Annotated in this window: 15 protein-coding genes and 1 tRNA gene; 13 read left to right on the forward strand and 3 right to left on the reverse strand. The window is 60.3% G+C overall.

What is annotated here, in order from left to right; translation table 11 throughout:
* Nucleotides 1–345: 345 nt before the first annotated feature.
* The 5 genes from CKW14_RS09860 (at nucleotide 346) to pgaD (ending at nucleotide 8,473) form a co-directional block, all read left to right on the forward strand.
* Nucleotides 346–1,851, forward strand: coding sequence for a YdgA family protein (locus CKW14_RS09860; RefSeq protein WP_095125232.1), 1,506 nt, complete (start codon nucleotides 346–348; stop codon nucleotides 1,849–1,851).
* A gap of 250 nt (nucleotides 1,852–2,101) precedes the next feature.
* Nucleotides 2,102–4,582, forward strand: coding sequence for a poly-beta-1,6 N-acetyl-D-glucosamine export porin PgaA (pgaA, locus tag CKW14_RS09865; RefSeq protein WP_095125233.1), 2,481 nt, complete (start codon nucleotides 2,102–2,104; stop codon nucleotides 4,580–4,582).
* Nucleotides 4,583–4,594: 12 nt separating this feature from the next.
* The gene (gene pgaB, locus CKW14_RS09870; RefSeq protein ID WP_095125234.1) at nucleotides 4,595–6,592 is read left to right on the forward strand and encodes a poly-beta-1,6-N-acetyl-D-glucosamine N-deacetylase PgaB; all 1,998 of its coding nucleotides are present in this window, start codon (nucleotides 4,595–4,597) and stop codon (nucleotides 6,590–6,592) included.
* Between the two features lies 1 nt (nucleotide 6,593).
* Nucleotides 6,594–7,949, forward strand: coding sequence for a poly-beta-1,6-N-acetyl-D-glucosamine synthase (pgaC, locus tag CKW14_RS09875; RefSeq protein ID WP_095125235.1), 1,356 nt, complete (start codon nucleotides 6,594–6,596; stop codon nucleotides 7,947–7,949).
* The gene (pgaD, locus tag CKW14_RS09880; protein ID WP_095047043.1) at nucleotides 7,946–8,473 is read left to right on the forward strand and encodes a poly-beta-1,6-N-acetyl-D-glucosamine biosynthesis protein PgaD; all 528 of its coding nucleotides are present in this window, start codon (nucleotides 7,946–7,948) and stop codon (nucleotides 8,471–8,473) included. Before pgaC ends, pgaD begins: the two co-directional genes overlap by 4 nt.
* 31 nt (nucleotides 8,474–8,504) lie before the next feature.
* On the opposite strand, the gene CKW14_RS09885 is transcribed toward pgaD, so the two are convergent.
* A complete protein-coding gene (locus CKW14_RS09885) occupies nucleotides 8,505–10,034 on the reverse strand; it encodes an FAD-dependent oxidoreductase (protein WP_095125236.1) in 1,530 nt (509 codons plus the stop codon).
* Between the two features lie 139 nt (nucleotides 10,035–10,173).
* On the opposite strand from CKW14_RS09885, the gene CKW14_RS09890 reads away from it, so the two are divergent.
* From CKW14_RS09890 to CKW14_RS09910, 5 genes are all read left to right on the forward strand, one after another.
* Nucleotides 10,174–10,734: a YbhB/YbcL family Raf kinase inhibitor-like protein gene (locus CKW14_RS09890; protein ID WP_095047045.1), complete on the forward strand. Its 561-nt coding sequence runs from the start codon at nucleotides 10,174–10,176 to the stop codon at nucleotides 10,732–10,734.
* 87 nt (nucleotides 10,735–10,821) lie between these two features.
* Nucleotides 10,822–12,501, forward strand: a complete 1,680-nt coding sequence (locus tag CKW14_RS09895; RefSeq protein ID WP_095125237.1) for a VWA domain-containing protein — start codon at nucleotides 10,822–10,824, stop codon at nucleotides 12,499–12,501.
* Between the two features lie 30 nt (nucleotides 12,502–12,531).
* The gene (locus CKW14_RS09900; protein ID WP_176471279.1) at nucleotides 12,532–13,113 is read left to right on the forward strand and encodes an RNA polymerase sigma factor; all 582 of its coding nucleotides are present in this window, start codon (nucleotides 12,532–12,534) and stop codon (nucleotides 13,111–13,113) included.
* Nucleotides 13,110–13,706 carry a hypothetical protein gene (locus CKW14_RS09905; RefSeq protein WP_095125238.1) on the forward strand — a complete coding sequence of 199 codons (597 nt, stop codon included), beginning with the start codon at nucleotides 13,110–13,112 and terminating at the stop codon, nucleotides 13,704–13,706. The genes CKW14_RS09900 and CKW14_RS09905 overlap by 4 nt, the downstream gene beginning before the upstream one ends.
* 20 nt (nucleotides 13,707–13,726) lie before the next feature.
* Nucleotides 13,727–13,996 (forward strand): hypothetical protein, encoded by a 270-nt coding sequence (locus CKW14_RS09910; protein WP_245398013.1) that lies wholly within the window; start codon nucleotides 13,727–13,729, stop codon nucleotides 13,994–13,996.
* A gap of 76 nt (nucleotides 13,997–14,072) precedes the next feature.
* On the opposite strand, the gene CKW14_RS09915 is transcribed toward CKW14_RS09910, so the two are convergent.
* Nucleotides 14,073–14,149, reverse strand: a tRNA-Arg gene (locus tag CKW14_RS09915).
* A gap of 442 nt (nucleotides 14,150–14,591) precedes the next feature.
* On the opposite strand from CKW14_RS09915, the gene gabD reads away from it, so the two are divergent.
* From gabD to CKW14_RS09930, 3 genes are all read left to right on the forward strand, one after another.
* Complete coding sequence (gene gabD / locus CKW14_RS09920) at nucleotides 14,592–16,034, forward strand: NADP-dependent succinate-semialdehyde dehydrogenase (protein WP_007917688.1); 1,443 nt, start codon at nucleotides 14,592–14,594, stop codon at nucleotides 16,032–16,034.
* Between the two features lie 185 nt (nucleotides 16,035–16,219).
* Nucleotides 16,220–17,497, forward strand: a complete 1,278-nt coding sequence (gene gabT, locus CKW14_RS09925) for a 4-aminobutyrate--2-oxoglutarate transaminase (RefSeq protein WP_095047049.1) — start codon at nucleotides 16,220–16,222, stop codon at nucleotides 17,495–17,497.
* Between the two features lie 140 nt (nucleotides 17,498–17,637).
* The gene (locus CKW14_RS09930) at nucleotides 17,638–18,849 is read left to right on the forward strand and encodes a response regulator (protein ID WP_095047050.1); all 1,212 of its coding nucleotides are present in this window, start codon (nucleotides 17,638–17,640) and stop codon (nucleotides 18,847–18,849) included.
* 136 nt (nucleotides 18,850–18,985) lie between these two features.
* Here the strand turns inward: CKW14_RS09930 and CKW14_RS09935 are convergent, their stop codons facing one another.
* Nucleotides 18,986–19,975: a sensor domain-containing diguanylate cyclase gene (locus CKW14_RS09935; protein ID WP_095047051.1), complete on the reverse strand. Its 990-nt coding sequence runs from the start codon at nucleotides 19,973–19,975 to the stop codon at nucleotides 18,986–18,988.
* Nucleotides 19,976–20,105: the final 130 nt, after the last annotated feature.

Genomic DNA, 20,105 nt, shown 5'->3' on the forward strand with positions numbered 1-20,105 from the left:
CAGATGCATTCTTTATCGGCGCTTGGGTGAAAGGAGGAGGGGCGAAATCTCCCACGGTCTGTGCTGCGTCAACAGTCAGAATCGAGCCTTGTCCCTCCTCCTCCCTTCAAGTCCTACCATACAAGCGAGCCTGCTCGCGAAGGCGGACTGAAAAACACCGAAACTCTTCCAACCTGTCGACTGTCCATTCCCCCCATAGACACTCTTTAACCTTTAAACATTGGGCCAGCTCACGCGCCCGGTGCTAATCTCCACCGCTGAATTCAGCGCAGTCGAGCCGCGACCCGGTCACGGGTTCAGGGAAGACGACCACACTCACAGCCACGGAAATCGATCAGGTCATTCATGAATAAATCAGCAGGCGTGCTCCTCGGAATTGTTGTTGCCATCGGCGCGATCAGCGCGGGCGGGGCCTGGTACACCGGGACCAAAATCGAAGGCGTGTTGAACAACGCCGTCAGCAACGCCAACAAAGAGCTGCAAACCGCGATGGCCGGCTCCAACGGCACCGCATCGCTGGAGCTGGTGTCGCTGGATCGCCACACCTTCACCAGCACCGCGCACTATCGCCTCAAGGGTGAAGGCGAGATGTTCGGTGATGCGCCGGTCGAACTGCTGTTCGTCGACCACATCGAACACGGTCCGCTGCCGTTCTCGCGTCTGGTTTCGCTGAAATGGCTGCCGGTCATGGCCACCAGCAACTACGAACTGGAAAAGAATCCGGCTACCGAGAAGTGGTTCGCCGCCACCAAGGGCGCCGCGCCGCTCAAAGGCGTGACCAGCATCGGCTACGACGAGTCCACCACCAGCACTCTCGACCTGCTGCCGTTCGAAACTGCGCTGGATGAGCAATCGAGTCTGAAATTTTCCGGCCTGACCATGAACATCTCCGCTAACGCCAAAGCGCAGAAGGTCAAGGCAGACGGCTACATGGATAACCTGAAACTGGTTACTGTGGCTGAAGACCAGGCGCCGGTGCAGGTCGAGCTCAACGGTCTGACCCTGGCCAGCAACCTCGCCAAGAGCAGCTACGGCTACTACACCGGGGAAAACACTCTGGAGCTGACCAACAGCAAAACCACCTTCGGCACCAAGCAATCGGTGCTCGGTGTGAAGAACTTCGAAATGAAGAACCTCACCGAAGAAAACGGCAGCAATGCCTCTGGCCGTGCCGATTACAAGGTTGGCGAAGTCAGCCTCAACGACAAGAAAATCGGCTCGGCCAATATGGCCATGAGCCTGAAAAACCTCGACATCCCGTCGACCATGTCGCTGATGCAGATCTACCAGACTAAATTGCAGCCGTATGAAAAAGCCGCGGCCGAGGCTGCAGCCCAAGGCTTGCCAGCGCCGGAGCTGAACCTCACCGAAGCTGAAAACGCCCAGGTCAAAGCCGACCTGCAGAAATTGCTGGCCGCCGGCCCACAGATTGCGCTGGAGAACCTGTCGTTCAACACCGCCAACGGCGAGAGCAAGGCCAATCTGGTGATCGACCTGACCAAGCCGCAATCGATGGATTTGCCGCCGGATCAACTGGGCAAACAACTGATTGCATTGCTGGATCTGAATATCCAGGTGTCCAAGCCGATGCTGGTCGATCTGCTCAGTGTGCAGGCGCAACTCGACGGCCAGACCGATGCCAAAGCCATCGTCGATCAGTCCAAGGAAGCGGCCGACATGTTTGCGGGCATGGCGGTCGGTTCGCAGTTGGCCGTCGTCGACGGCACCAATGTCGTGACCAAGCTGCATTACGCCGCCAATCAGGTCGAATTCAACGGCCAGAAGATGACCGTCGAGCAGTTCGTCGGCTTCCTGATGAGCAAGTTCGCAGGCGTCACGCAAGTGCAGTAATTCTGCGTTCTTAATAGCAGCGCCCGGCCTCTGTATCGCACAGACGCCGGGCGTTTTGCTGTCTGGCGTTCGGGTTTTCGGCTGAACCACCAGCACGATTCTGAACAATTATTGTGTTCTGGATATTGCTCTGTGCTTGCGTGCAAAACTGCCTGACTAAGCTTGGCCGTTGCATGTGCATTGGCGGCCACCGTTACGAATGGGCAAGGAGGGCATTGCGACCCGGCTGGCCATGTAAGGATGCTGACGAATGCCGCGTATTGATGTTCCCGTATTACATCGTGGTTTACGCCCTTTGTTTCGAGTCGCGCTGTGCAGCCAGTTGCTCTGGCCGGCACTGGCGTTTGCCGACACACCCTACGATCAAATGGTGCGCGACGCCCGTGCCGGGCAATACACGCCTGCGCTAACGGTTTTGCGGCAGGTGCCACCCGGCCAATCGACCACCGGGCAGATCAGCGATCACCTGCAAATTGCCAGTTGGGCCGGACTCGACGCCGAAGTGGTGCAAGTCTATGAAACCCAGGGCCGCGACCACGTGCTGCCGGTTCAGGCGCTGACCGCCACCGCCCGCGCCTATCGCAATCTCAAACGTTGGGATCAAGCCACGCAGGTCTACAACAAGGCTTTGGCGCTGGAGCCGGACAACGCCGACCTGCAACTGGGCCTGGCCCTGACTCAGGCTGACGCCGGTAAACCCGACGAAGCGGTGACCCGCGCCAAAGCGCTGGTCGCGGCCAAGCCCGATGATCCGTCGCGCCGTCTCGCCTTGGGCTATGCCCTGACCCGTGACAACAAACCTTACGATGCCCTGTTCGAATACGATCAGGCCTTCAAGCGCGCCGGCAGCAAGCCGGAAGTCGCTCGCGAATACGTGGTTGCCCTGCAAAAGGCGCGTTTGCCGGAACCGGCGCTGCGTCTGGCCAATCAGCGTCCGGGGTTGATCGATCCGGTCACGTTGCGTCGCCTCGAAGGTGATCTGGCCGCCGAGCGCGTGCGCCTCGCCGAACTCGCCACCCGCAGCGAAAAAGAACGCTACGTCATCGCCGACCGAGCGCTGGTCGATTACGACAAACTGCTCGCCACCTGGACACCGGATGCCACGGCGCACGACGACGTGATTCGCTGGCGCATCGATCGCATGGGCGCGCTCAAGGCCCGGGCGCGCTCCGCCGACGTCATCACTGAATACCAAAAGCTGCAAGCCGAAGGCGTGAAGATTCCGACCTACGCACTGCGTTGGGTAGCGGCGTCGTATCTGGATCAACGCCAGCCGGAAATCGCCACGGACTTGTATCGCCAAGTGCTTGCGGCGCCGGATGCCGATGTCGGCGACCGACTCGTAGACACCACAGCGCTGTACTACTCGCTGCTGGAAAGCGACCGCGCTGATGAGGCGCGCAAAGTCGCCGAGGACGCCGCCAAGTCCCAGCGTCCGCGTGTCGAACTCAAGGGCTTGCCGATCGGCAACCCCAATGATGAATGGATGGACGCCCAGCAACTGGCGGCGCAGGCCGGCACTTACAGCGCTGACTTGCCCCACGGTGAGGAGCGCTTGCAGACGCTGGTCGATCAGGCGCCGGGTAACGTCGGTTTGCGTCTGGCTCAGGCCGATTTATACCTGGCCCGTAACTGGCCGCGCCGCGCAGAAATGCAGCTCAAGGAAACCGAGAGCATGGTGCCACGCGCCATGGGCCTGGAAATTGGCCAGGCCCACACCGCGATGGAATTACAGGAATGGCGGCAAATGGATGCGCTGACCGACGACGTCGTCGCCCGTTATCCGGATAACCGCCAGGTACAGCGTCTGGCCCGTGAGCGCGAAGTGCACGACATGTCCGAGCTGCGCGTCGAAGCCTACGGCGGCAAGGCCAACGGTGGTGGCAGCGGTGATGCCGGTGCTGTCAGCGGCAGCCGCGATTTCGGTATCCAGACCACCCTGTACAGCCCGCCCATCAATGAAGACTGGCGCGTGTTCGCCGGGGTCGGTTATGCCACCGGCGACTTCGCCGAAGGCACCGGTCACCACCGCTTTCAGCGTGTTGGCCTGGAACGCCGCACTCGTGACATGACCCTTGAAGCCGAGGTGTCCAATCACGATTACGGGTTCGGCGACAAACAGGGCGCGCGTCTGGCGATCGCCCGCGACTTCAATGACCACTGGCAGTACGGCGGCAGCCTCGAATACCTGTCGGCCGAGACGCCATTGCGTGCGCTCAACAGTGACATCAAGGCCAATGGCGGCAGCGGTTTCATTCGCTGGCGTGCCAACGAAAGCCGCGAGTGGCGCCTGTCGGTAAGCCCGTCGCACTTCAGCGACGGCAACAACCGCGTCGAAGCCTTGCTCACCGGCCGTGAGGGCGTCTACAGCGCGCCGAACGTGCAGGTCGACGCCGGTCTGGAGGTCGGCACCAGCCACAACTCCAAGTCTGATGATGTGCCGTACTTCAACCCCAAATCCGACTTCAGCGTGATGCCGCTGGTCAACGTCAATCACGTGCTCTACCACCGCTACGAAACCTCCTGGAGCCAACAATTCCAAGCCGGAGCAGGCACGTACAGCCAGCGTGAGCACGGCACCGGCGGCATGGCCCTGCTCGGTTACGGCCAACGTTACGCCTGGAACGACGTGTTCGAAGTGGGCGGTTTGTTCAGTGTGATCAACCGGCCTTACGACGGTGATCGGGAGACCGATCTGCGTCTGCTCGTCGACCTCACTTTCCGCTTCTAGAAGAGTTTGAAGATGCCTTTGATTTCGCGTTTCATCCTTCTGCTGGGAGCGCTGCTGGTCAGCGCCTGCGCCCAGCAAGCTCCGGCCTTTGCGCCGCCATCCGAGCGTCCGCTGGCGGCCAGCGAAAAACCGTGGCCGAAAAATCACGTGCTCGGCATTGCCTATCACGACGTTGAAGACCGCGATCCCGATCAGGCCGTGGTGGCGGTGCGCACCGAGCGCATGATCGAGCAGCTCGCGTGGTTGCGCGAGAACGGCTACAAACCGGTCACCGTCGACCAGATCATGGCCGCGCGCAAGGGCGGCCCGGAGCTGCCGGCGAAAGCGATCCTGCTCAGCTTCGACGACGGCTATTCGAGCTTTTACACCCGCGTACTGCCGGTGCTGCGCGCCTATAACTGGAACGCGCTGCTGGCGCCGGTCGGCAGCTGGATCGACACGCCGCTCAATCAACCGGTGGATTTTGCCGGTGCGCCGCGTGCGCGTTCCGACTTCCTGACCTGGGATCAGATTCGCGAAATCTCGCAATCCGGTCTGGTGGAAATTGCCGCGCACACCGACGCCAACCACAAAGGGATCCTGGCCAACCCGCAGGGCAACCTGCAGCCTGCTGCCGCGACCCGGCGCTATGATCCGCTGACCAAACGTTATGAGTCCGAGGCCGAATTCCAAGCACGGATTCGCACCGACGTGAACAACATCTCGGAAAAAATCCGCAAGGTCACCGGCAAGAAACCACGCGTCTGGGTCTGGCCGTATGGCGCGGCGGACGGCACATCGCTGACGGTGGTTGGCGAGGAGGGCTACGAAATGGCCCTGACCCTCGAAGACGGTCTCGACGCCCTCGACAACCTGATGAGCAGCCCGCGCTTTCTCGTTGCTTCGGATCCTGACGGCGAGCGTTTCGCCAACAGTATCGTCGACGTGCAGTCGGATTTCGTCATGCGCGTTGTGCATGTTGATCTGGACAACGTTTACGACCCGGATCCGGCGCAGCAGGACATCAACCTCGGAAAACTGGTGCAGCGCATCGCTGACTTGGGCGCCAACACGGTGTTCCTGCAAGCCTTCGCCGATCCCAAGGGCGATGGCCTGGTGCATTCGCTGTACTTCCCCAACCGTCACTTGCCGGTGCGTGCGGATATTTTTAACCGCGTCGCCTGGCAACTACGTACCCGCGCTAACGTGAAGGTCTTCGCGTGGATGCCGGTGCTGAGTTTTGGTCTCGACTCGAAACTGCCGCGCGTGACCCGTTGGGACCCGAAAACCGGCATCACCTCGGTGGATCCGGATCAGTACCAACGCTTGTCGCCGTTCGATCCTGAAGTGCGACGGATCATCGGTGAAATCTACGAAGACGTGGCGCGCCTGACCTCGGTCAACGGCATTCTTTACCACGACGACGCCGTACTGTCGGATTTCGAAGATGCCGGCCCTGAAGCCCTGAAAGCCTACGCTGCCCACGGCTTGCCGGGTTCGATTGCAGCATTGCGCGACGATCCGGCAGCGATGCAGCGCTGGACGCGCTTCAAGAGCCAATACCTCATTGACTTCACCAACGAGCTGACCGTCAAAGTCCGTGCGATCCGCGGCCCGCAGGTGCTGACCGCACGCAATATTTTCGCCGAGCCAATGCTCAATCCCGAGAGCGAAGCATGGTACGCACAGAACCTCGATGACTTCTTGCAGACCTACGACTGGACCGCGCCGATGGCCATGCCGCTGATGGAAAAACAGACCCAGGCAGAGTCCGGCCCGTGGCTGGAAGCGTTGGTGGCTACAGTCAGGAAACGCCCCGGCGCGCTGGATCGTACGGTGTTCGAATTGCAGGCACGCGACTGGACGAAAAAGGATCAGGCCGACATTGACGGTGCCCTTCTGGCTGACTGGATGGGTCGCCTCAAGCGTCAGGGCGCGACCAGTTTCGGTTACTACCCGGACAACTTCCTCGACAACCTGCCGGACCTGAAAACCGTAAGGCCTGCACTCTCCAACAAATGGAATCCATAACATGCTGGATAGACTGTTAGCCCTGCTTGTTCTGGCGCTCGTCCTCGGCGTGCCGCTGGGCCTGATCTTCCTGGTCACCGGGCAGTTCCTGATGGACTTCGTGTTCTTCTACCCGCTGTTCATGTCCGGGTTGTGGATTGCCGGTGGCCTGTATTTCTGGCTGCACTGGGAGCGCCACTGGCCGTGGCAGGACGACACCTTGCCGCCACCGCTGGAAGGCGAGCCGCTGATCTCGATCCTGATCCCGTGCTACAACGAAGGCGAAAATGCCGCCGATACCATCCACGCGGCGCTGGCCCAGCATTATCCGAACATCGAAGTCATCGCGATCAACGACGGCTCGAAGGACAACACCGCGCAAGTGCTCGACGCGCTGGCCAAGGAAGATCCACGTTTGCGCGTGTTGCATCTGGCGGAAAACCAGGGCAAGGCTGTGGCCCTGCGTATGGGGGCGATCGCTGCGCGTAGTGAGTATCTGGTGTGCATCGATGGTGATGCGTTGCTGGCGCCGAACACCGCGGCGTATCTGGTCGCGCCGATGCTGGATAACGCACGCCTTGGCGCGGTGACCGGTAACCCGCGGATCCGAACGCGCTCGACGCTGGTCGGGCGGGTGCAGGTCGGTGAGTTCTCATCGATCATCGGCTTGATCAAGCGCACGCAACGGGTATTCGGGCGGATTTTTACCGTCTCCGGGGTGATCGTCGCGTTCCGCCGTACCGCGTTGAACCGCGTCGGTTACTGGAGCCCGGACATGATCACCGAAGACATCGATATCAGCTGGAAGCTGCAACTGGATCACTGGAGCATCTTCTACGAGCCACGCGCGCTGTGCTGGATCCTCATGCCGGAAACCCTCGGCGGTCTGTGGAAGCAACGACTGCGCTGGGCGCAGGGCGGCGCCGAAGTGCTGTTCAAGAATATTCGTGGCATCTGGCAGTACCGCCATCGTTACCTGTGGCCGCTGCTCTTCGAATACTGCCTGTCGACCGGTTGGGCGTTCACCTTCCTGTTGTCGGTGATCTTCTGGGCCGTTGGCAAATTTGTGGTCATGCCGGAGGCGATCGCGGTGGATCACCTGATGCCGCCGGCATTTACCGGGTTGCTGCTGGCCTTCGTCTGCCTGGTGCAGTTCGCGGTAAGCATCGTCATCGATCGGCGCTATGAGCCGGGATTGGGCCGCACGATGTTCTGGGTGGTCTGGTATCCGTTGGTGTTCTGGCTAATCAGCCTGCTGACCACGTTGGTCAGCTTCCCCAAAGTGCTGTTCGGTCAACATCAGAAACGTGCGCGTTGGGTCAGTCCTGATCGGGGCATCAAACCGATCGGCGACGACGAAGAGGAGGTCATCAAATGAAAATCATCCGGACTCGCCAGCGGCCCTTTCTGGTAGTGATCGATGTGATCCTCACCGTGGTGGCCTGGGTTGGCCTGCTGTTTCTGCTGATCCGTGGCTTATGGCCGCTGATCGAAACTCACGCGGGCGGGCCGCTGCTCGATAAATCGGCGTTCGACGCGCTGGGCACCCTGCAGATTTATCTGTGGATTGCCTTGGTCAACGCGGTGATTCTGATTTCCTGGGCGCGCTATCAGCAGCGCAAAAGCCGCAGCTTCGCCCAGCGCCGCTTGCCATCGCCGGTGATTGACGATGAAGGGCTGAGCAAGAGTTTCAAACTCTGCGATGACCGCTTTCAGAAGTTGCGCACGCCAGGGGTGATGACCATTCATAACGATCAGGAGGGTGACATCAGCCATGTGGTGACACATTTCTGGCCGGTTCAGCCGCAGGAACTGCCACCGCCGCTGGCACCACTGGAGCATCCGCGGGTGATTTTTCTGCATGCCGAGGATGACGACAATCGCGAACCTCTTCCCCGTTAACTAATCGTTCCCACGCAGAGCGTGGGAACGATCAAGCGTAATCGCGGACCAGTGTCCAAGCCTCTTCCATTGCCAGCGGTTGCTTCATTCGCTCGGCCAGCAGCGCCATCACCCGTTCCTTCTCGCAAGCGACTGCAGCGACCAGAATGCCGTTTCTGCCGAACAGACCAATAAATGGCGGATGTTCAGGCTCGCCGAGAAACTCCACTTCATCCCAGTGCTCAGCGTGGCCGAGGTAGTCGTAATTCTTGCCGAAGTGCCAGGTCCAGAAAAACGGCACGTCGAGGTAATGCTCCTCGCCACCCAGCATATTGGCAGCCGCGATTCGCGCATGCTGCTGGGCCAGGCGCCAGTGTTCGATGCGTTGCGGCTGGCCGTGAAGCGGGAAAGTAGCGATGTCGCCGATCGCCCACAGGCCGTCCGTAACGCGCATACCGTCATCGACGCGCAATGACTGATCTTTTTCCCTCGGCAGTGACGCGAAGGCCTCGGTGGCCGGGTGCACACCGATCCCGGCCAGTACCAGATCCGCCGAAAGACGCAGGCCATTGTCCAGCAATACGGCCTCGACTTTGCCATCGCCGATGATCTCGGTGGCTGCGTGTTCGGTGATGAACTTCACCCCGTTCTGTTCGTGCAGCGCGCGGATCGCCTTGCCCACGGCTTCACCGAATTGCGCAGCGAAGGGCATCGCGTGGCGAGCCAGCACCGTGACGTCGAGGCCATATTGGCGTAGGGCCGATGCGCATTCGAGGGCGATGAAGCTGTCGCCGATGATCACCGCGCGTTGCTCCGGTCTGGCTGAGCTCATGATCTGCTCTGCCTGAGTTTTTGAGCGTAAAACGAACACCTGAGGCAGGTCGGCGCCGGGTAACTTCAGCGAGTTGGGCTCACCGCCAGTGGCCAGCACCGCGGCGTCATAACTCAGCGTCTGGCCGTCGATAAGGTGCAAGGTTTTGTTCGGCGCGTCGATTGCGCTAATTTCGCCTCGTTGACGTTCAATGCGCTGCTCTTTATAGAAGTCATCTTCACGCAGCGGCGGTGTTTCTTGCGGGGTCATCTCCCCGGCTAGGACAAATTTGCTCAACACGGTACGGTCGTAACCGGCATCCGCCTCGCGATCGATCATCACAATCCGCCCACCGAAACCCTTTTCCCGCAACGCCGCCGCGCACGCTGTACCTGCCGCGCCGGCACCGACAATCACGAAAGTGCGCGAATCGTCCGCCGGCGGCGTATGCGGGTCGGGCAACGGCTGATCATCGACCCAAACCTCGTCGCCACGCAGTTCCAGCGTATAGCGCTTGAGGCTGTCGAGCGCCGGGGGCTCGCACAGTGCGCCGTCCTCCGCGCGAAACGCAGCTTTATGCCACGGGCAGATCAGGCGTCCGTGACACAACGCACCATCAGCCAACGGCGCGCCGGCATGTGGGCATTCGCCCTGAAAGGCACGTAACTGGTCGTTGGTGCGCAACAGCACAATCTTGCATTCGCCGATTTCAACCTGCAGGCCACGGTCTTCAGGGACATCGGCGAATCGGGCGACACGGTGCAGGGGCATGATCGGCTTCCTCGCGGGCATTTCTCTTGTGAGTTTGCGCGGTAGTGCGAGGTTCAGCCATTTGCCACTGCCACGGCGCGAACGGTACAGCTATAGTTTGCAAGCCGACGACGGCCCCACTGCACAAGGTGCTCCCGGAATGACCCGATTGACCTCTCTCAACCCCTGGCTGGCGGCCCTCGCTGTCACCCTTTGCGTGCAGTTTCCGGCGCAGGCCCAGGAGCGTTTCACCCTGAGCATCCCGGGTGTTTCCGATAACCGCCTGTTCACCTCGGCAGCGGCCAGCGATGCGCCCGGTTGCGGTGGCAAGAACCAGTCGCCGGCCCTGAGCTGGAACGCCGGGCCTGCCGGCACCCAGAGTTACGCGATCGTCATGCACGACCCGGACGGCCAGAAAGGCCTGGGTGTCGATCACTGGATTCATTACGGCATCAAGTCCACTACACGGCAGATTGCAGCTGGCGTCGGTGCCAAGTCCGCGTTCGAAGGTGTCGGTGGCACCAACAGCAAGGGCAACACCCATTACATGGGGCCGTGCCCGCCAGTGGGCGACAGTGCGCACCATTACATCATCCAGATCTACGCACTGGATCTGGCGCCGGACGCCTTGCCCGCTGGTCTGACCCGCGCCGAGCTGATGGAAAAAATCAAAGGCCATGTGCTGCGCAACAGCAGTGCGGTGCGCCGTTATCACCGCTGAAAATATTTTTAGCGGCGTTTAACCCGAACTGAAAGGGCTGCCCGTCTCAGGGGATGAATGATCAAATTCATCCCGAGGTCAGCCCCCATGTCTCATTCTCTCTTGCGTCCTGTTGCGGTTGGTGTGCTGCTGGCGCTCGCCGGTTGCGGTGCTTCGTCCACACCCGATTCCGCTGCTGTGCCAGCGCCGGCGCAGCCTGAGGTGCTGGTTCAACAGGAAGCTGTGATGGCTGACAGCTCAATGGCCAAACGCGCGCTGTACAGGATGCCCAATGCGGGCAGCGCGCCGATGCCGTTGAGTGAAAGTTATCCACAGAGCTATCGCGACGAGCAGCGCGAGCAGTATCAGACGTTGGCCGATAACCCGATCCACAGCGTCGCCGAGACACCGGTTTCGACTTTCAGTGCCGACGTCGATACGGGCGCTTATGCCAACGTCCGCCGCTTGCTCAATCAGGGCCGACTGCCGCCGGAAGGCGCGGTGAGGCTGGAGGAACTGGTCAATTACTTCCCCTACGACTACGCGCTGCCCAGTGATGGCTCGCCCTTCGGCGTGACCACCGAACTGGCCGCTTCACCGTGGAACCCGCACACGCGCTTGCTGCGCATCGGCATCAAGGCCTCCGACCGCGCCGTGGCGGAACTGGCCCCGGCCAATCTGGTATTTCTGGTCGACGTGTCCGGCTCGATGGATCGCCGCGAAGGCCTGCCGATGGTCAAAAGCACGCTGAAATTGCTGGTCGATCAGTTGCGCGATCAGGATCGCGTTTCGTTGGTGGTGTATGCCGGCGAATCGAGAGTGGTGCTGGAGCCGACTTCTGGACGTGAAAAAGCGAAAATTCGTACAGCCATTGAGCAATTGACTGCGGGCGGTTCGACCGCCGGCGCTTCAGGCATCGAATTGGCCTACCAAATGGCACAGCAAGCCTTCATCCCCAAAGGCATCAACCGCATCCTCCTGGCCACTGATGGTGACTTCAATGTCGGCGTCAGTGACTTCGACAGCCTCAAACAAATGGCTGTGGATAAACGCAAAACCGGGATTTCGCTGACGACCCTGGGTTTCGGTGTGGATAACTACAATGAACACTTGATGGAACAACTGGCCGACGCTGGCGATGGTAACTACGCCTATATCGACAACCTGCGCGAGGCACGCAAAGTATTGGTGGATCAGTTGAGTTCGACCCTCGCCGTGGTGGCGCAAAACGTCAAACTGCAGGTGGAATTCAACCCGGCGCAGGTCAGCGAATATCGCCTGCTCGGCTACGAGAACCGTGCGTTGAAGCGTGAGGATTTCAGCAATGACAAAGTCGATGCCGGCGAAATCGGCGCAGGACACACGGTGACCGCGCTGTACGAAATTGTTCCGGCGGGCGAGCAGGGCTGGCTGGAGCCGCTGCGTTACGGCAAATCCGACGCTGTTGTTTCGGCAAAGAGCGGAGAATTAGCAATGCTGCGTGTGCGTTATCAGCGTGCCGAAGGTGGGAAAAGTCTGCTGATCGAACGGCCCATCGCCAATCAGGTTGCAACCGCCAGCGAAGATCTGCGTTTTGCCGCCGCCGTGGCCGCGTTCTCCCAGCAGCTCAAAGACGGCCGTTATACCGGCGACTTCAGCTTGAAGGACACCGAGGCATTGGCCCGTGGCGCTCGCGGCGATGATCGCTTCGGTCTGCGCAACGAGTTCGTGCAACTGGTCGAACTGGCGCAGAGCTTGCGCAGCTCAACCGCATCGAACGCGTTGGCCACTGAACAACGGATCAAATAAGTGAGTCGTCTGAAAGGCTTCATCAGTCAGCTGTTTGCCTCGGCAGACAGCTCAACCGCCAGCAGCGATGAATCGTTGCTGGCGCGTTATCGCCAGGGCGACAGCGCGGCGTTCGAGACCTTGTACGCGCGCCATCGTCAGGGTTTGTACCGGTTTCTGCTCGGATTGAGCGGCAAACCGGAACTGGCCGACGAGGTGTTTCAGGAAACCTGGTTGAGCCTGATCCGCAGCAGCAGTCAGCCACAAGGGCTGGCGACATTTCGGACGTGGTTGTTCCAGATTGCCCGTAATCGCCTGATCGACCACTGGCGCAAACACGGCGCCCGGCAACCGTTGCACGACAGCTACGACGAGCAACATCACGCGGTCAGCGATGAAACCAACGATCCCGAACAACTGCTCAGCCTCAGTCGCGACAGCCAGCGCCTGGAAAGCGCCCTGCAAACCCTGCCCGCCGACCAGCGCGAGGTGTTCTTGCTGCGTGCCCACGGCGACCTCGACCTGGCACAAATCGCCAGCCTCACCGAAACACCGCTGGAAACCGTCAAAAGCCGCTTGCGCTATGCCCAGCAAAAACTGCGTCGGCTGCTGGCCGAGGAGGTACTGACATGACTGACGCCCGCCAGACACCGGAAGATTCGGTGATTAAACATGTTCGCGAACAGCACAACGCTGAACCGCCAGCGCATCTGGATGCGTTCATCCTCAACGCTGCGCAGCGTCAAACCCCTGCGCCGAAACCAAGCCTGTGGCAACGCTGGCTGGATGCTTGCCGTAAACCACGCTGGCAGGTTGCATTCGCCAGCCTCGTCGGCGTGGCATTGATGTTGTCACTGGTACAGCGCGCTCCTGAGCCGCTGCGTCATTACGACTACGCCCCAGCCCCCAAACTTGCCGTACCTATGACCGAAACGGACTCAGCGCAACTGCACCGATTGTCCGCCCCGGCCGGCGCCATGACTGCACCTGTGCCGATGATGGAAATGGCCGCACCGATGCAGGATCAAGCCATCAGCGCCGATGAAGCCAAATTCAGCAAACGCGCCGCCGCCCCGGCCAACGGCCTCGACGCACAACTGCGCGAAGTCCTGCGCCTACGCGAATCCGGCCAATCGCAAGCCGCCGACAGCCTGTTCAACAACCTGCACAAACGCTACCCGAACGCCGATCTCGACGCCCAACTCGAACAGTTGCAGAAAAAATGACCGCCTGAACCCCCAGCCATTTGGCATTGCCCCGCAAAAACGCGCACTATCGGGCTATTGCCAATGCGCTGGAGGACAACGTGGCAGCAAAAATTGACCGCATCGCCCAACTGCTCAACTGCCCGGAGAAGGGCGAAGAGATGCGGCGAGCGATTACCGAGACGCGTAAGGAATTTCTGCTGAATCAGCCGGAAGAAGATGTCGTTGATGAAGACGACGTTTTCGAAGAGGAGGTTGAGGAGGAAGAAGACGACGATGATTACGACGAGTTCGACTGGACGACGGAGTGACGTCGTTCAGGTGCCTTTGCATCGTCCACAAAAAAGCCCCGGACCATGACAGTCCGGGGCTTTCTCGTTAAATCAATGGTGCACCAGGCGGGATTCGAACCCACGACCCCTGCCTTCGGAGGGCAGTACTCTATCCAGCTGAGCTACTGGTGCAGCGGGCGACATCATACCTAGGTCGACTCGGGGCGTCCATGCCGGGTTTTGGCGGGTATTGTCAGTGCGCATGTCCGCGCAAATCGCGGTATTCCATAAAGCGGTAACGTCCTGCAAAACCCTCGCTTGGCGCTTTCGTGGGACTGTTCTATGGTTTTGCTGCGGCTGAGGCTTTAGGCTCGTTGATCTGAAAAATTCCACAAACGCGGCGTTTTTGTTCTTTTTTTCGAACGACCTATTGTCCTTTAACCCCTTTGATCCTACGATCCGTTTGAGATTTCAAACGCCCGTTGACCGGGCGTTGAAGCGCCGGTGTTTCGAATCGTGCACTGTCGATGCGCCACACCCGGTCACTGATTTCCCTGACGGCAGCCTTGCGAGGCGCCTTTCTACAATCATAATTTGCTCCGCGCAGGCCGCGGTGCTGTTAAGGAAAGCCGACATGCAGCTTAAAGACACCCTGTTGTTCCGCCAGCAAGCCTTCATTGATGGCGCTTGGGTCGATGCGGACAACGGTCAGACGATCAAGGTCAACAACCCGGCCACCGGCGAAATCCTCGGTACCGTGCCAAAAATGGGCGCTGCCGAAACCCGCCGTGCCATCGAAGCCGCAGACAAAGCGCTGCCGGCCTGGCGTGCCCTGACCGCCAAAGAGCGTGCCGGCAAGCTGCGTCGCTGGTTCGAGCTGATGATCGAGAACCAGGACGACCTCGCGCGTCTGATGACCCTCGAGCAGGGCAAGCCGCTGGCCGAAGCCAAGGGCGAAATCGTTTACGCCGCGTCGTTCATCGAGTGGTTTGCCGAAGAAGCCAAGCGCATCTACGGTGACGTGATTCCGGGCCACCAGCCAGACAAGCGCCTGATCGTGATCAAGCAGCCAATCGGCGTGACCGCGGCGATTACCCCGTGGAACTTCCCGGCGGCGATGATCACCCGCAAGGCCGGTCCAGCACTGGCTGCCGGTTGCACCATGGTGCTCAAGCCAGCTTCGCAAACTCCGTTTTCCGCTTTCGCGTTGGCCGAACTGGCCCAGCGCGCGGGCATTCCTGCGGGCGTGTTCAGCGTGGTCTCCGGCAGCGCCGGCGACATCGGCAGCGAGCTGACCAGCAACCCGATCGTGCGCAAACTGTCCTTCACCGGTTCGACCGAAATCGGTCGTCAACTGATGTCGGAATGCGCCAAGGACATCAAGAAAGTCTCGCTGGAACTGGGCGGCAACGCGCCGTTTATCGTGTTCGACGACGCGGACCTGGATAAGGCCGTTGAAGGCGCGATCATTTCCAAATACCGCAACAACGGCCAGACCTGCGTCTGCGCCAACCGTCTGTACATTCAGGATTCGGTCTACGACGCATTCGCCGAGAAGCTGAAAGTGGCTGTGGCGAAACTGAAGATCGGCAACGGTCTGGAAGACGGCACCACCACTGGCCCGCTGATCGACGAAAAAGCCGTGGCAAAGGTGCAAGAACACATCGCTGACGCTGTAGCCAAAGGCGCCACCGTGCTGGCTGGCGGCAAGGCGATGGAAGGCAACTTCTTCGAGCCGACCATCCTGACCAACGTGCCGAAAAATGCCGCCGTGGCCAAGGAAGAAACCTTCGGTCCACTGGCGCCGCTGTTCCGCTTTAAAGACGAAGCCGAAGTGATCGCGATGTCCAACGACACCGAGTTCGGCCTGGCCTCCTACTTCTACGCTCGCGACCTCGGTCGTGTGTTCCGTGTCGCGGAAGCGCTGGAATACGGCATGGTTGGCGTCAACACTGGGCTGATCTCCAACGAAGTCGCGCCATTTGGTGGCATCAAGGCCTCGGGCCTGGGCCGTGAAGGCTCCAAGTACGGCATCGAAGATTACCTGGAAATCAAATACCTCTGCCTGGGCATCTAAGCTCGGACAAGGATTGCTGCAAACGCAAAGGGCACGAGAGCGCTGTCCCTTTGCGTGGTTTCAAACCGGAATTTTCTCTGCGGCCAGGAACGCCGTGGCAGTCGATCATCGCATGCTGCCACCGTCGATTTCTCCCGCTTAATCCTTGAACCACGCCGCCCGATGAGCGGCGAATGAGGACTGTAATGAGCAAGACTAACGCTGAACTGATGGCCCGTCGTACCGCAGCTGTTCCACGTGGTGTCGGCCAGATTCACCCGATCTTCGCTGAGTCGGCGAAGAACGCCACCGTGACGGACGTTGAAGGTCGCGAATTCATCGACTTCGCCGGCGGCATCGCGGTACTGAACACCGGCCACGTGCACCCGAAAATCATCGCCGCCGTGACCGAACAGCTGAACAAGCTGACCCACACCTGCTTCCAGGTGCTGGCTTACGAGCCTTACGTTGAGCTGTGCGAGAAAATCAACGCCAAGGTTCCGGGTGATTTCGCCAAGAAAACCCTGCTGGTCACCACCGGTTCCGAAGCCGTGGAAAACGCCGTGAAAATCGCCCGTGCCGCCACTGGCCGCGCTGGCGTGATCGCCTTCACCGGCGCTTACCACGGTCGCACCATGATGACCCTGGGCCTGACCGGTAAAGTCGTGCCGTACTCGGCCGGCATGGGCCTGATGCCAGGCGGCATCTTCCGCGCGCTGTACCCGAACGAACTGCACGGCGTGAGCATCGATGATTCGATCGCTTCCATCGAACGCATCTTCAAGAACGACGCTGAGCCGAAAGACATCGCCGCGATCATCATCGAACCTGTGCAGGGTGAAGGGGGGTTCTACGTTGCGCCGAAAGAGTTCATGAAGCGTCTGCGTGCCCTGTGCGACCAGCACGGCATCCTGCTGATCGCTGACGAAGTACAGACTGGCGCTGGCCGTACCGGCACCTTCTTCGCCATGGAGCAGATGGGCGTTTCTGCCGACTTGACCACCTTCGCCAAATCCATCGCAGGCGGCTTCCCGCTGGCCGGTGTGTGCGGCAAGGCCGAATACATGGACGCCATCGCCCCGGGTGGCCTGGGCGGCACTTACGCCGGTAGCCCGATCGCTTGCGCCGCTGCGCTGGCGGTGATGGAAGTGTTCGAAGAAGAGCAACTGCTGGACCGCTGCAAGGCTGTCGGCGAGCGTCTGGTTACTGGCTTGAAAGCTATCCAGGCCAAGTATCCGGTGATCGGCGAAGTCCGTGCTCTGGGCGCGATGATCGCGGTCGAGCTGTTCGAAAATGGCGACAGCCACAAGCCGAACGCCGCCGCTGTAGCGTCCGTTGTGGCCAAGGCGCGCGACAAGGGCCTGATCCTGCTGTCCTGCGGCACCTACGGCAACGTTCTGCGCGTCCTCGTACCGCTGACCTCGCCGGACGAGCAACTGGACAAAGGTCTGGCGATCATCGAAGAGTGCTTCTCGGAGCTGTAAGCCGCGCACTGTGTGATCGGATAGACAAAAGAACCCGCTTCGGCGGGTTTTTTTTCGCCCCGTGAACATATCAATTGCTTTAGCGCTGTATCGAATGGCCAGCATTGGCTAAGGTTCAGGCATTGCAAGGGAGAGCGCGCATGACTGCCGTTGATTTACCCGCCGTACCCCGAGTGCTGATTGCCGAGGCCGATCCGTGGTCCCGGGACCTGCTCAAACAAGTGCTCCTGAACGTGCGTTGCGATGCGCGGATAGACTTGTGCGCCGACGGGCAGCAAGCCCTGTCATTGCTCAGTGAAGTGCCGTATGACCTGGCGATCGTTGATTGGGAGTTGCCCGGCATCGATGGTTTGAGCGTGCTGCGCAGCGTGCGCCAGCGCAAACGCAACCCGCCGTTGCCGTTCATCCTGATGAGCAGCCGTAACGACAGCGCCAGCGTGCGCGAAGCGATTCCGTTGGCACCGACGGCCTATCTGACCAAACCACTGAACATGGAAAGCCTGACCGAGCGTTTGCAGGGTTTGCTGCTGAATGCCGGTGAAGAGGTTTTCTGTGACGTACCGGCATTGGCGCCGGGCATGACCTTGTCGGTGTTTCTCGAGCGACGTCGTGAGCAGGCTGACGGTGCGCCGTTGATGACCGATGTGCAGGTGGCGGTGAAGCGCAGCCTCAACCCCAATGGCCTCGATCTGAAGCTGTTGGAAGATGAGATCAAGACCGACCCACAAATCACGGCGGTGCTGATCGCTGCGGCCAACAGCGCGGCGCAGCACCATGGCGCGCCGGTGCAGACACTGGCGCAAGCCCTGCATCGGTTGGGCACCGGGCAGAGCATGAACCTGATTCTGGGGCTGGCACTCAAGCGCAGCGCAAGGCTCAGTGATCCGTGTCTGGCGGACTATGCCGAACGTTACTGGGGGTTGTCGCTGCACACCGCTGAATATGCGCGCACCCTCGCGCGGCTGCTCGATCTCGATCAGGAGCGCTGTTACTGCGCGGGTATGCTGCATCGCTTGGGCGATCTGGCGTTGCTGCGTTGTCTGCAGGAATGGCAGCAGGCGGGTGGTGAGCTGGATGAACTGGAGGAAGTCGGCGAGGCGTTGGCCGAGTTTGGCGCGGCTTATGGTTCGGCGTTGCGTACCCGATGGCGATTGCCGCTGGAATTGCGGGAGCTGATTGCGTCGGTGTACCAACTCGGCGGCGGGGTGTATTCCCGTGAGGCGCTGGTGATGAACATGGCGGCGCAGATGGCCCGCTTGACCGAGCATGAGGGCGTTGAGGAGTTGGCGAAGAGCCGCACGGCGCGGTTGCTGAAGATCGGGCTGCCGGAGTTGATGCGGATGCGCAAATAACCTGACTTACACAATTCCAATGTAGGAGTGAGCCTGCTCGCGATAGCGGTATGTCAGTCAATTCTGTGTGTCCGACACACCGCTATCGCGAGCAGGCTCGCTCCTACAATGGATCTCTGTGTAGCTGAGATACGGGTCAAGCAGAAATGATGCGGTTCTTGCCCTGTCGCTTGGCCTCATACATCGCCGCATCCGCGCGGGCGAACAGGCTGTCGAGGCTGTCGTCTGTCTCGTTCAGACTGGTCAACCCCTGGCTGACGGTGATACCGAACGTCTGGCCATCATGGCTGAAACTCAACCGCTGAATCTCCTGCTGCAGCCGTTCCGCCACTTGCATGGCCATGTCCGGCGCACAACCGGGAAATACCGCTGCAAACTCTTCGCCGCCAATCCGCCCGAACAGATCCCCTCGACGTAATGACCCGCGCCCGCACTCGGCAATCCGCTGCAACACGTTGTCGCCTTCGGGATGACCGTAGGTGTCGTTGATCATTTTGAAGTCATCGATATCCAGCAGCAGAAAGGCCATTTGTGCGCCCTGTACACGCGCTACTTCGAACTCGCGATTGGCGCACTCGAAGAAGTGCCGGCGATTGCTGCTTTGTGTCAGCACGTCGGTAGTCGCCAAACGGTGCAGCTCGGTTTCCATCTGCTTCTTGTCGGTGATGTCCTCGGCGATGCCGACGATGATTACCGGCTGACCGGGCTCGTCCTGACGATTGATGAAGCATTTGTCGCTGAGCCAGCGCACCTGGCCGTCGGCGGCAATAATCCGGTATTCGCGATCTTCCACCGCGCCTTTGTGCAGGACTTCGGCAAGGCTGCGTTCGGCGTATTCCAGGTCGTCGGGGTAGATGCTGTCGCGCCACTGGTTGTAGTCGGCGAGTAGCAGGCCTGCAGAGCGGCCGAAAATCCGTTCGTAGGCGGGGCTGACGTACAGCACCTGCCGGGTTTCCCAGTTGAAGGCCCAGAGCACGGCGTTGACGCTGACCAGCAAGGAGCTGAACAGCTGTTCGCGTTCGCTCAAGCGGGCGACCTCGCCTTGGGCGTGCATCAACGCCATCAGGGTTTGCGCGGCCTCGGGCCACTGCGGGAAGGATGAGTCTTTTTGATTGTTGTTGACCATCGGCACAGATCTCAAAGGACGTGCCGCAATTCGACAACGGCCACAGTACAGCCCGCCGGGATGGCGAAGTGTCTTTGAGATAGGCGATTTTTAGCGAAGTTCCGAAGGGTGCACCCGGGAGCCGGGTGCA

The organism is Pseudomonas sp. Irchel s3a12 (assembly GCF_900187485.1).
In the GTDB taxonomy this organism is placed as follows: domain Bacteria; phylum Pseudomonadota; class Gammaproteobacteria; order Pseudomonadales; family Pseudomonadaceae; genus Aquipseudomonas; species Aquipseudomonas neuropathica.